Below are 12,523 nucleotides of genomic sequence, written 5' to 3' on the forward strand. Positions count from 1 at the left end.
AATGCGCAACCGGTCGGAGGCCGGTTTCCGGCGAGAACAGGTGGCACCGGACACCGCTTGAGGAGGAAATCACCATGAAGAAGCTCTTTTTAGGCGCCACTCTGTCCATCCTGCTGAGCACCGCCGCGCACGCCGAAACCGTCGGCGTGTCCATGGCGCTGTTCGACGACAACTTCCTGACCGTGCTCCGCAACGGCATGCAGGATTACGCCAAGACCATGGATGGCGTGACGCTGCAGGTGGAAGACGCGCAGAACGACGTGGCCAAGCAGCAGAGCCAGATCCAGAACTTCATTGCCGCGGGCGTCGACGCCATCATCGTCAACCCAGTCGATACCGATGCCACTACCGCGATGTCAAAGATCGCCGCGGATGCCGGCATCCCGCTCGTCTATGTCAACCGCGAGCCGGTCAACGTCGACAGCCTGCCGGACAAGCAGGCCTTCGTCGCCTCGGAAGAAATCGTCGCCGGCACGCTGGAGGCCAAGGAAGTCTGCCGTCTTCTCGGCGGCAAGGGCAAGGCGGTCATCATGATGGGCGAGCTTTCCAACCAGGGCGCCCGCATGCGCACCAAGGCGGTGCACGACATCGTTGCCACCGACGAATGCAAGGGCATGGAGATCGTCGAGGAGCAGACGGCGAACTGGCAGCGCACGCAAGGCTCCGACCTCGTCACCAACTGGCTGTCGAGCGGGATTGAGTTCAACGCGGTGATCTCCAACAATGACGAGATGGCGATCGGTGCCATTCAGGCGCTGAAAGCAGCCGGTAAAGACATGAAGGACGTCGTTGTGGCGGGCGTCGACGCCACGCAGGATGCGCTCGCCGCCATGCAGGCCGGAGACCTTGACGTGACGGTCTTCCAGGATGCGGCCGGCCAGGGCAAGGGTGCATTGGACGCAGCCTTGAAGCTCGCCAAGGGCGAGACGGTCGAGAAGAAGGTCTACATCCCCTTCCAGCTCGTGACACCGGAGAACGTTCAGGAATTCGTCGCCAAGAACTGACGTGAACAAACCTGGGATGCGGGGCTAACCCGCATCCCGATTTGCCCGATCGAGCCTTGAGGAGATGGCGATGGTTGTCAGCCCGTCGACAATGGCTGCCGTGCGCAAGAGCGGCGCAATTCCGAACGCGGAATATCTGCTTTCCGCCGAAGGTATCCGCAAGGAATTTCCGGGCGTGGTCGCCCTCGACGACGTCTCCTTCCGGCTGAAGCGCGGCAGCGTGCATGCGCTGATGGGTGAAAACGGCGCCGGGAAATCTACCCTCATGAAAATACTTGCCGGCATCTATCAGCCGGACAAGGGCAAGGTGCAGCTGAAGGGTGTCGGCATCCGCCTTTCCTCCCCGCTCGACGCGCTGGAGAACGGGATTGCCATGATCCATCAGGAACTGAACCTGATGGCCTATATGACGGTCGCGGAGAACATCTGGATTCGCCGCGAGCCCCTCAACCGCTTCGGCCTGGTCGATCACGGCGAGATGTACCGGCGCACGGAGGAGCTCTTCGACCGCCTCAATATCGGCATTGATCCGGAGGCGAAGGTCGGCGACCTCTCGGTCGCCAACCGACAGATGGTTGAGATCGCCAAGGCGGTCTCCTATGAATCCGACGTCCTCATCATGGACGAGCCGACTTCGGCGCTCACCGAGCGCGAGGTCGATCACCTTTTCCGTATCATCCGTGGTCTGCGCGACCAGGGCATCGGCATCGTCTACATCACCCACAAGATGAACGAGCTCTTCGAGATCGCCGACGAGCTGTCCGTATTCCGCGACGGCAAGTATATCGGCACCCACGCCTCCACAGAGGTCACCCGAGACGACATCATCCGCATGATGGTCGGCCGTGAGATCACCCAGATGTTCCCGAAGGAAGAGATGCCGATCGGCAATGTCGTTCTTTCGGTGAAGAACCTGACTTTGAAGAGCATTTTCAACGATGTTTCGTTCGATCTGCGTGCCGGCGAAATCCTCGGCGTGGCGGGTCTCGTCGGCTCCGGCCGGTCGAATGTCGCCGAAACCCTGTTTGGCGTCACGCCCGCGACCTCCGGCACGATCGAGATCGACGGCAAGCCCGTGGTGATCGATACGCCTACCACCGCCATCCGCAATCGCATGGCCTTCCTGACCGAAGACCGCAAGGACACCGGCTGCCTGCTGATCCTGGATGTTCTGGAAAACATGCAGCTCGCGGTGCTTCAGGACAAGTTCGTCAAGAACGGCTTCGTGCAGGAAAGCCAGCTGGAGGAAGTCTGCGAGGAAATGTGCCGCAAGCTTCGCGTGAAGACGCCGAGCCTCRCCGAGCGTGTGGAGAACCTTTCCGGCGGCAACCAGCAGAAAGTGCTGATCGGCCGCTGGCTTCTCACCCATCCGCGTATCCTCATCCTGGACGAGCCGACGCGCGGCATCGATGTCGGCGCCAAGGCGGAGATTCACCGGCTTGTCTGCGAAATGGCACGCAACGGCGTGGCGGTCATCATGATCTCTTCCGAAATGCCGGAAATCCTCGGAATGAGCGATCGGATCATGGTCATGCACGAAGGCCGGGTGACCGGCTTCCTCGATCGCGCGGAAGCGACGCAGATCAAGGTCATGGATCTCGCCTCGCGCTGACGCCAACGAAGACCCAGGGAGGAGAAGACAATGAGCACGGACACTGCCGCAAAAGGCAATCTCAAGGTGACCCCGGCGCGACGCCGGCGGCGCATGCCGCCCGAAGCGAACATCTTCCTCGTGTTGATCGCCATCGCGCTCGTTTACGAGCTGCTCGGCTGGATCCTCGTCGGCCAGAGCTTCCTCTTCAACCAGCAGCGTCTGACGATCATGATCCTGCAAGTCTCGGTGATCGGCATCATCGCCGTCGGAGTGACGCAGGTCATCATCACCGGCGGCATCGATCTTTCCTCAGGCTCGGTCGTCGGCATGACGGCAATGCTGTCGGCGAGTGTCGCCCAGTCCTCCACCTGGCCGCGAGCGCTCTATCCGAGCCTCACCGACATGCCCTTCTTCGTGCCGATCGGAGTCGGCATTCTAGCGGGCCTGCTGGCCGGCTTCATCAACGGCCAGCTCATAGCCAGAACGAAAATACCGCCCTTCATCGCCACCCTAGGCATGATGGTGACGGCCCGCGGCATTTCCAAATGGTATACGAAAGGTCAGCCGGTCTCCGGCCTGACCGAGAACTTCACCTTCATCGGCACGGGCATCTGGCCGGTCGTCGTCTTCCTGGCTGTGGCGATCATCTTTCACGTCGCGCTGCGCTATACCCGTTACGGCAAGTTCACCTATGCGATCGGCGCCAATGTGCAGGCGGCCCGCGTCTCCGGCATCAATATCGAGGCGCACCTTGTTAAGGTCTATGCGATCGCCGGGATGCTGGCGGGCCTCGCAGGCGTCGTCACCGCGGCCCGCGCCCAGACGGCACAGGCGGGCATGGGCGTGATGTACGAACTCGACGCCATCGCGGCAGCCGTCATCGGCGGCACCTCGCTCGCCGGCGGCGCGGGGCGTATCACCGGCACTGTGATCGGCACAGTCATCCTCGGCGTCATGACCTCCGGCTTCACCTTCCTGCGCGTGGACGCTTACTACCAGGAGATCGTCAAGGGCATGATCATCGTCGCCGCAGTGGTGGCCGACGTCTACCGCCAGAAGAAGCGGGCCAAGGTTTAAGAAATCAATCCTCCTCCCAGGCCAACTGCGCGGCGCTTCGGCGCCGCTTTTTTTTGCCCACGCAAAAGCCGCCCCAAAAGGCGGCCTTTGACTTCAGGGAATACAGAGAGAAATCACGTCTCGACCGAAACCCAGCGCCGTTCAGCGAATGAACGGGCCATGGCATGCACGCTGCGCTCGATCCGGAGGCCATCATCGAAGCCGATCAGATGCGCCTTCTCCCCCTTGATTGCAGAGATGAGTTCCCGGCATTCGATGATCTTCAGGTCGTTGAAGCCGAGGCCATGGCCGGGGGCTGGGATGAAGCGGTTGTAAGGCGCGTGCTCCGGTGCGGCGAGCACCCTGCGGAATCCCTGCTCGGCCTTGCCGTCCTTGTTCTGATAAAGTTCGAATTCGTTCATCCGTTCTTGGTCAAAGAGGATCGAGCCTTCCGAACCGAAGATCTGCAGGGCGATGCGGCCCTTGCGGCCCCAGGCAGAGCGGTTCGCCATCAGAACGGCCGAGACACCACCTTGAAGGCGCATCAGGACGCTTGCTACATCGTGGTTCTCGACCCCGCGGCTGCCGCCGCCGGCAAGCGGCCGTTCGGAATAGGGTTTCACCATATCGGCAATAACCGCATCCACGTGACCGAACAGCATGAAGAGCAGCGAGAGCGGGTGCACGGCGAAATCGTCTAGCGCGCCATAGCCGGATGCCGCCTCGCTCTTCCAGTAGAAGAGAGCGTTCGGATCGGCCATGAAATCCTCGTCCATTTCTACGCGGACATGGTTGACCGTGCCGATGGCTCCTTCCGCGATCAACGCCTTGATATGGCGGATCATCGGGTTCTGGATGTAATTGTAGCCCATCGCAGCAAGCTTGCGGGATCGCTTGGCGGCAGCCTGCATGCGCTCCGCATCGGCAAGCAGCGGCGCCATCGGCTTTTCGCACCAGACATGCTTACCGGCTTCGAGCGCGGCGATCGCCATTTCGGCGTGGAAGGCGTTCGGCGTAGTAACGGAGATGATATCGACGGCCGGATCGGCGATCAGGTCGCGCCAGTTGCCGGTGGAAGTCGCGAAACCGAGTTCCGCCGCCTTGCGTGCGGCAAGATCGGCATCGATCTCCGCAAGCGCCACCAGCCGTGGCCTTTCGACATCACCGAAGACGCTCGCCACCGAGTTCCAAGCCAGCGCATGGCATTTGCCCATATAGCCAGTCCCGATCAGCCCGACACCCAAGCCAGCCATCTCATCCTCCCAGTTCGATGCCGAAGACGTTCAAGACAGCGCGTCAGGGATTGTCGCGCCGGAATATCCAGTCATGGTCGGGATGGTTCTTGAACCGCCATTTGCGGATCGGCCCGGCCATCACGTTGAGATAGTACATTTCGTAGCCATAGGGCGCGCCGCAGGGATGGTGCCCCTTCGGCACGAGCACGAGATCGCCGTCGGCAACCGCCATGGTCTCGTCCAGCGATCCGTCCTCCGTGAATACCCGCTGGAAGCCGAAACCTTGCGCCGGATTGAGCCGGTGATAATAGGTTTCCTCCAGATAGGTCATCTCCGGATAATTGTCCTCGTCGTGCCGGTGCGGCGGGTAGGACGACCAATTGCCCGAAGGGGTGAAGACTTCCGTGACGAGCAGGCTCTCCGCCACGTCGCGCTCTTCCATGGCGATCGGGAAGATGTAGCGAGTGTTCGCCCCCTTGCCGCGTTCGGTGAGAGCCAGCCCTTCCGGACCGATCACACGCGCCTCACGGCCGGGCTTGGCCGGCGCGGTGCAGACGGCAAGCTGGCAGTCGGTCGTCGCAGTCGCGCTCCATTCAGCCCCCGCGGGGATATAGACGCAGTGCGGCGCCTTACGCTCGAAGACGGTCATGCGGTCGCCGAGTTCGCCGAAATCCTTGCCACCGCCGGCAATCTTCGCCTTGCCTTCCACCAGCACGAGGATCACTTCCGTCTCGCCGGTCTGCTCGGCAGCCTTTTCACCCGGTTTCAGCTTGTAGAGCCCGAAGCCGACATAACCCCAGCCGGCATCCTTCGGCGTCACGTCGTGCACCTTGCCCCTCGCGCCCTCGGGTTTGYGCAACAGATTGGTCATGATCTCGCCTCCGCCGCCGGAACCTTGTCGAGACCGACCGCCTGCGCCATCGCCTTGAGCGAGGAAAGACCCATGCTCTGGTATTCGAAGGGATTGCGGACATCCGGGTCCTGCTCCGCCTCGATGACCAGCCACCCCTGATAGCCGTGCTGGGCCGCGATCCTCAGCACCGGTGTGAACTCGACACCACCTGCCGCATCGCCCGGCACCGTGAAGACGCCGCGCCGCACGCCTTCGAGGAAGGAAAGCCTATCCTCCCGAACCTGGCGGGCGATCTCCGGCCGCACGTTCTTGGCATGGATGTGCCCGACACGCGCCATGTGCTTTCTGGCTAGCCGCTCCGGATTTCCGCCGCCGAAGAGGCAATGGCCGGTGTCCAGCAGCAGCTTCGCATACGGGCCCGTGTGCAGCATCAGCCGGTCGATCTCATCTTCACTCTCGACCACCGTGCCCATGTGGTGATGGTAGACGAGCGTGATGCCCTGCCCTGCAGCAAACTCCGCCAGTGCTTCGACGCCCGCGCCAAAAGCCTGCCATCGATCTTCCTCAAGGCGCGGCCGTTCGTTCAAAGCCTTAGCATCATCGCCATGAATGGCGTTCGACGTCTCGCAGACGATGATGACCTTCGAACCCATCGCCTTCAGAAGATCGAGGGCGGGCTGCATGGCTGCCTTTTCCTCTTCGATGGAGTTGGTCAATAGATTTAGGGAATGCCAGCCCGAGACGTAGCGCAGCCCGCGCGGCTCCAGCACGGCCTTGAGCGCGCCCGGCTCCTGCGGGAACTTGTGCCCCTTCTCGATGCCGTCGAAGCCTATTTTCGAAGCCTCATCCAGGCACTGGTCGAGGCTGATATGCGCGCCGAGCGTGCGGTCGTCGTCGTTCGACCACGCGATGGGATTGGTGCCGTACAAAATCATCTTACCGTCTTTCCTTCAACGCCGCCTCGTAAGCCGCGCGAGCCTCGTTCACTTGCCTGCGGGAGGAAACCTCCGGCACCGCCACATCCCACCAGAAACCCCCTGCATCCGGTGTTGGATAAGGATCGGTATCGATGACAATCACRGTTGCGGCCTTGGCTCCCTGCGCTTCATCGAGTGCCGTTTCCAGTTCCGCTATGGTCGATACCTTTCGCGCCTCCGCACCCATTGAGGCCGCATGCGCGGCGAAATCGATCAGCATCGGATTGRCCTGATTGGTGTCCTTGTAAAGATTGTTGAACTCGGCACCACCGGTAGCCATCTGCAGTCGGTTGATGCAGCCATAGCCGCGGTTGTCGGTGATGACGACGGTGATCTTGATCCCCATGGCGACGGCTGTCGCAAGCTCCGAATTCATCATCATGTAGGAGCCGTCGCCCACCATCACGATGACGTCACGATCGGGTTCCGCCAGCTTGATGCCGAGTCCGCCGGCGATCTCGTAACCCATGCAGGAGAAGCCGTATTCCATATGATAGGAAAGCGGCCTGCCCGCCTTCCAGAGCTGATGCAGCTCGCCGGGCATGGTGCCGGCGGCGCACATCACGACGGTATTGTCGCGCGATGCGCGCTGAACGGCGCCAATCACCTGCATGTCCGTCGGCAGCAGATTGCCGTCCTTCGGGGCGGCCGTCACCGCATCGGCCTTGGCGAACCATTCCACCTTCAACCGGCTGTCCGGCTCCTCGAACCGATGTTCGCCGAGCGCCGCACCGATCAGCTCAAGCCCGACCTTGGCATCCGAGACGAGCGGGATGGCTTCATGCTTTACGCTGTCATAGGGCTGGACATTGAGGGAAAGGATGCGCCGCTTCGGGTTCTTGAAGAGCGCCCAGGAGCCGGTGGTGAAATCCTGGAAACGCGTGCCGACGCCGATCACCAGATCGGCATTCTCGCAGATCGCGTTGGCGCTTGACGCACCCGTAACACCCACGGGGCCGAAGTTGCAGGCATGATCCCAGGGCAATGCGGATTTACCGGCCTGGCTTTCGACGACCGGAATGCGGAACCTGGCGGCAAAATCCTGCAACACCTCCGTCGCACCGGAGTAATGCACGCCGCCGCCGGCTACGATGACCGGATGCTTCGCGGCCCTGATCGCTTCGACGGCGCGTTTCAGCTCGTTCTCGTCCGGCTTCGGTCGCCGCCAGTGCCAAACCTTTCTCTCGAAAAAGCTCTCGGGATAATCATAGGCCTCGGCCTGCACGTCCTGGCAGAAGGCAAGTGTCACCGGTCCGCAATCGGCCGGATCGGTCATCACCCGCATGGCGCGCGGAAGTGCGGTCAGCAAGTGTTCCGGCCGGCTGATACGGTCGAAATAACGGCTGACGGGCCGAAAGCAATCGTTGACGGTGGCGATACCGTCGCCGAAATCCTCGATCTGCTGTAATACCGGATCGGGTCCGCGATTGGCGAACACATCGCCCGGAATGAAAAGCACCGGCAGGCGGTTCACATGCGCGAGCGCCGCTGCCGTCACCATGTTGACCGCACCTGGCCCGATCGAGGAAGTCACCGCCATGGCCCGCTTGCGGCGAAGCTGCTTGGCATAGGCAATCGCCGCATGCGCCATGGACTGCTCGTTCTGGCCGCGATAGGTCGGAAGCTCTTCCTGGATGCCCGCAAGCGCCTCGCCGATGCCCGCAACATTGCCGTGGCCGAAGATCGCCCACATACCGGAAATGAACGGCACATCCTCCTCGGTCATCTGATTGGCGAGGTAGCGCACCATCGCCTGCGCCGCCGTCAGCCTCACGGTCTTCATCTTGTCTCTCCCTTTCCGCTTTTCGCCTCCGCCCRAACCGCATCCCAGAACGTGCAGAGGTCGCGGTACTTGCCCGCCATCTCGGCCACCGCCTCCTCGTCGCGGATCTCGCCGGCAAACCATCGTCGCGCAGCCTCGCCGAAGATCGTGCGCCCCACTGCAAAACCTTTGACGAGGTCGAAGCGTGYGGCCGTCTTCAGGCTCTCCCTAAGCTCCGCCATCGGCGCATCAAGGCCAAGCACGACGATACCACGTGTATAGGGATCATGCTTCAGGATCGCCTTGCAGGCATTGCCCCAGGAGGCTTCCGTCTTCATCGGCTCGAGCTTCCACCAGTCCGGATAGACACCGATCTCGTAGAAACGCTCGATCACCCGCGCCACCGTTCCGTCGTCGGCGGGGCCGACCTTCGAGGGGATGACTTCCAGCAGCATTTCCAGCCGGTTCCGACGTGTCGCCGCAAAGAGGCGCTGGATGACTTCTTCCTGCTCGGCCCTCATCTGCGGCGCATCGTCCGGATGGTAGAAGCAGAGCACCTTGGCGACGTTATCGAGCGGCCACTCGTTGAGCCCGCCAAAATCCGAACCAAGCTCCGGCTCCAGCGTCAACGGCCGCGACCCTGGCCACTCGACGGGGCGGCCGATCCAGAGGCCCGTGCCTGTCGCCTTGTAGAGGGTTTCGCGCCCGAGCCTGCCATCACAGAGAATGCCGTAGCCATGCCGCTCCCCCGAAACCTCCAGCGCAGCCCGGAGGCAGAGCGCCTTGAAGTCGTCGATCAGGACCTGTTCCTTTCCGGCTTCCTTGGCTATCGCTTCCAGCTGCATCCGATGATCGAAGGCGAAAACCCGGATTTCCGGCCAGTCGCCTGTACGCGTGGTGGACCAGTGGACCTGTTCCAGCGCGGCATCCTTGCGCAGCGCCTTGTTGCGGATGCCGGTGCGGAAGAAATATTGCAGCTCCTCCCAGCTCGGATAGGCGGGTGTGCAGCCATGCCGCGAGACCGCAAAGGCACCGCAGGCATTGGCGTATTTCAAGGCCGTCGGCCAGTCCTCGCCGGTGAGCCATCCCTTCATGAGGCCGGCCATGAAACCATCTCCAGCGCCGAGCACGTTGAAGACTTCGATCGGGAATCCTTCCCCGGTTTGTCCATCATCCAGGCTGTTCGGAATTTCGCCTTCGAAAACCACCGCACCCAATGGCCCGCGCTTGCAGACGAGCGCCGCGTTCGAAACCTTGCGCGCTRCCTTCAGCGCTTCCAGCGTGTCGGTGGAGCCGCCGGCGATATGGAATTCCTCTTCCGTGCCCACGATGAGGTYGAACAGATGAAGCGTCGATTGGAGCTTGGCCGTCACCTTCTCGGATTCGATGAAGCGGCTTTCGCCCGCCTCGTGCCCCGCAAGTCCCCAGAGATTGGGGCGGTAATCGATATCGAGGGCGGTGCGGGCGCCGTTCTCCCTTGCAAGCCGCAACGCTTTCAGTACGGCGGCTTCGGTGTTCGGGTGGGACAGGTGCGTGCCGGTGGCGCAGACACAGCGCGCCTCGGCGATGAAGGCCGGATCGATATCGTCCTCGCAAAGCGCCATATCGGCACAGTTCTCGCGATAAAAGATCAGCGGAAACTGATGGTGGTCCCGGATGCCGAGCAGAACCAGCGCCGTCAGCCGCTCCGGATCGGTTTTCACGCCCCGCACATCGACATTTTCGCGGATGAGCTGTTCGCGGATGAACCGCCCCATATGTTCCGCACCGACCCGCGTGATGACGGCCGATTTCAAACCAAGCCGCGCCGCGCCGGCGGCGATATTGGTCGGCGAACCGCCGATATATTTGTTGAAAGAAGCCATGTCCTCCAAGCGTCCGCCGACCTGAGCGCCGTAAAGATCGACGGAGGACCTGCCGATCGTGATGAGATCGAGTGACGTCAAGTTTTCCTCCCTGCCGGCAGCGAGCCGCTCCGGAATGCCCCTCCATTTGGCATTCCGCACATCTCAATAATGGACTATAAATTCCATTTTTTTACATTTCAATACGAATATTCAGACAGAACGTCGCGTTCCGACGGCAACTGAAAGCGCAATCGCGAGACAGAGGGTCGCCGAAAGCGAGCGGAAAGCGCCGAAATCCACCTCCGACACCGAAAGCGCGATCGCATCGAATTTCCGCAATGGGCTGACGATCGTATCCGTGAGCGCCACCACCGGAATGCCGCGCTCCCTCACTGATTCAACCAGTTCGATGGTCTCGGACGAATAAGGGGAAAAGGTGATGGCGAGCAGCACGTCCCCGGAGCGAATGGCATTGCGATTGTCGAGACGGCCGACAGCACTGTGCAGCATAGCCGGCACATCCATCTTCTCGAAGGCATATGCCATGTAGCTGGCAACGGGAAAGGAGCGCCTCAGCCCGATGATATGGATCATATGGGCGCCGGCGAGCGCCTGTACCGCCTGCTCTATCGTCTGCGGCTCGATCGTCTTCAGGAGGTTCTCCAGCGAAGCACGCCCCGCCTCCACGAACTCGGCAAGCAGCGCCGAGGGGCTGCCCTCCGCTTTTTCCCGCAGGTGGTGCAGGCGCGTCGAATAATCCGGCCAGCCGCCCACATAGGAATCGCGAAACAGCCGCTGCATTTCCGAAAAGCCGGAAAAGCCGAGAATCTGGCAGAAGCGCATGAAGGCGGACGGCTGAACGCCGGCGCCTTCCGCCATTTCCGCGACGGTAGAAACGGCGATGCGGTCCTTGTTGGCCGCAACATAATCGGCGCATTGGCGCAGGCGCTTAGGAAGGTCTTCCGACACTTCCAGCAATCGCTCCTCGAACGCCTTGATGGTGGCCGGCCCGCCGGTCTCTCCCATGACTTCACTTCCTGCTTCACTGCTTGACATGAACGAAATCGCAATCTAGCAAAATAGAACATATATTCCAAATCGAGATTTGGACAATTCGAGCACTATCATTTCAGACCAGTGGCGCAAGCTGAAGACGGCTCCGAAATGGAATGGCTCAGACATCCTTGGGAGGAGACACATGGTGACGAAACTCGCGCTGCTCGGAGCCGGGCGCATCGGCAAGGTGCATGCCCGCGCGATCGCGGAAGATAAGCGGGCGAAGCTCGTCGCCGTTGTGGACGCCATGCCGGCGGCCGCTCAGGCGATTGCCGATAGCGCCGGCTGCGCGGTCAGCACCATCGATGCTGTCGAGGCCAATCCGCAGATCGATGCGGTTATCATCTGCACCCCTACGAACACCCATGCGGACCTGATCGAGCGTTTCGCCAGGGCTGGCAAGGCAATTTTCTGCGAAAAGCCGATCGATCTCGACKTGACCCGGGCGAGAACCTGCCTGGAAACGGTCCGTAAGACCGGCGCCGAGGTAATGCTCGGCTTCAACCGCCGCTTCGACCCGCATTTCCGCGCTGTACGTCAGGCGATCGACGACGGAAAGATCGGCACGGTAGAAATGGTGACCATCACCAGCCGCGATCCAGGCCCGCCGCCCGCCGAATACATCAAGGTCTCCGGCGGCATCTTCCGCGATATGACCATTCATGATTTCGACATGGCCCGCTTCCTGCTCGGCGAGGAGATCGTCAGCGTCATGGCCTCAGGTTCCGTGCTCGTCGATCCGAAGATCGGCGAACTCGGCGACTACGACAGCGCGAGCCTGATCCTGACGACAGCGAGCGGCAGGCAATGCGTGATCTCGAATTCGCGGCGCGCCAGCTACGGCTATGATCAGCGCATCGAGGTACATGGTTCGCTCGGTTCCGTCTCAGCGGAAAACCAGCGGCCGGTCTCGATCKAGCTCGCCACCAAGGATGGCTATACCCGGCCGCCACTGCATGATTTCTTCATGACGCGTTACACGGCGGCCTATGCCGCGGAAATCTCCGCCTTCATCGATAGCCTAGAGGCCGGTACGCCGCCTTCGCCTACAGCGGAGGACGGGTTGATCGCTCTGACGCTCGCGGATGCGGCGGTTCGCGCGGCAAGAGAAGGCAAGGCGGTCACCGTCAGCTATTGAA

10 protein-coding genes are annotated in these 12,523 nt (G+C 61.6%); 4 read left to right on the forward strand and 6 right to left on the reverse strand.

Going from position 1 to position 12,523, the window contains the following annotated elements; genetic code table 11:
- Positions 1 to 74 precede the first annotated feature (74 nt).
- From LCM4573_RS04540 to LCM4573_RS04550, 3 genes are all read left to right on the forward strand, one after another.
- A complete protein-coding gene (locus LCM4573_RS04540) occupies positions 75 to 1,004 on the forward strand; it encodes a sugar ABC transporter substrate-binding protein (protein WP_071004858.1) in 930 nt (309 codons plus the stop codon).
- Between the two features lie 70 nt (positions 1,005 to 1,074).
- The gene (locus LCM4573_RS04545; RefSeq protein ID WP_071004859.1) at positions 1,075 to 2,616 is read left to right on the forward strand and encodes a sugar ABC transporter ATP-binding protein; all 1,542 of its coding nucleotides are present in this window, start codon (positions 1,075 to 1,077) and stop codon (positions 2,614 to 2,616) included.
- Between the two features lie 30 nt (positions 2,617 to 2,646).
- Positions 2,647 to 3,675, forward strand: a complete 1,029-nt coding sequence (locus LCM4573_RS04550; RefSeq protein ID WP_071004860.1) for an ABC transporter permease — start codon at positions 2,647 to 2,649, stop codon at positions 3,673 to 3,675.
- A 113-nt stretch (positions 3,676 to 3,788) separates the two neighbouring features.
- Here the strand turns inward: LCM4573_RS04550 and LCM4573_RS04555 are convergent, their stop codons facing one another.
- The 6 genes from LCM4573_RS04555 to LCM4573_RS04580 form a co-directional block, all read right to left on the reverse strand.
- Positions 3,789 to 4,907: a Gfo/Idh/MocA family protein gene (locus LCM4573_RS04555; RefSeq protein WP_071004862.1), complete on the reverse strand. Its 1,119-nt coding sequence runs from the start codon at positions 4,905 to 4,907 to the stop codon at positions 3,789 to 3,791.
- Between the two features lie 43 nt (positions 4,908 to 4,950).
- A complete protein-coding gene (gene iolB, locus LCM4573_RS04560) occupies positions 4,951 to 5,760 on the reverse strand; it encodes a 5-deoxy-glucuronate isomerase (protein ID WP_071004864.1) in 810 nt (269 codons plus the stop codon).
- Complete coding sequence (gene iolE, locus LCM4573_RS04565) at positions 5,757 to 6,677, reverse strand: myo-inosose-2 dehydratase (protein WP_071004866.1); 921 nt, start codon at positions 6,675 to 6,677, stop codon at positions 5,757 to 5,759. Before iolE ends, iolB begins: the two co-directional genes overlap by 4 nt.
- A 1-nt stretch (position 6,678) precedes the next feature.
- Positions 6,679 to 8,502: a 3D-(3,5/4)-trihydroxycyclohexane-1,2-dione acylhydrolase (decyclizing) gene (gene iolD / locus LCM4573_RS04570; RefSeq protein ID WP_071004868.1), complete on the reverse strand. Its 1,824-nt coding sequence runs from the start codon at positions 8,500 to 8,502 to the stop codon at positions 6,679 to 6,681.
- Entirely contained in the window at positions 8,499 to 10,427 is a 1,929-nt protein-coding gene (iolC, locus tag LCM4573_RS04575; protein ID WP_071004870.1) for a 5-dehydro-2-deoxygluconokinase, read from the reverse strand. The genes iolD and iolC overlap by 4 nt, the downstream gene beginning before the upstream one ends.
- A 111-nt stretch (positions 10,428 to 10,538) precedes the next feature.
- Entirely contained in the window at positions 10,539 to 11,354 is an 816-nt protein-coding gene (locus tag LCM4573_RS04580) for a MurR/RpiR family transcriptional regulator (RefSeq protein WP_071004872.1), read from the reverse strand.
- Positions 11,355 to 11,526: 172 nt separating this feature from the next.
- Here LCM4573_RS04580 and iolG point away from each other — a divergent pair, with 172 nt between their 5' ends.
- Positions 11,527 to 12,522 (forward strand): inositol 2-dehydrogenase, encoded by a 996-nt coding sequence (iolG, locus tag LCM4573_RS04585; RefSeq protein WP_071004875.1) that lies wholly within the window; start codon positions 11,527 to 11,529, stop codon positions 12,520 to 12,522.
- Position 12,523: the final 1 nt, after the last annotated feature.

This window comes from Rhizobium sp. LCM 4573 (assembly GCF_001854865.1).
Taxonomy (GTDB): Bacteria; Pseudomonadota; Alphaproteobacteria; order Rhizobiales; family Rhizobiaceae; genus Neorhizobium.

What these genes read in the sequence shown, in the direction of transcription:
- LCM4573_RS04555 (WP_071004862.1), bottom strand. Translation starts at nt 4,907, where the DNA reads ATGGCTGGCTTGGGTGTCGGGCTGATCGGGACTGGCTATATGGGCAAA.
- LCM4573_RS04580 (WP_071004872.1), bottom strand. Translation starts at nt 11,354, where the DNA reads ATGGGAGAGACCGGCGGGCCGGCCACCATCAAGGCGTTCGAGGAGCGA.
- LCM4573_RS04550 (WP_071004860.1), top strand. Translation starts at nt 2,647, where the DNA reads ATGAGCACGGACACTGCCGCAAAAGGCAATCTCAAGGTGACCCCGGCG.
- LCM4573_RS04540 (WP_071004858.1), top strand. Translation starts at nt 75, where the DNA reads ATGAAGAAGCTCTTTTTAGGCGCCACTCTGTCCATCCTGCTGAGCACC.
- iolE (WP_071004866.1), bottom strand. Translation starts at nt 6,677, where the DNA reads ATGATTTTGTACGGCACCAATCCCATCGCGTGGTCGAACGACGACGAC.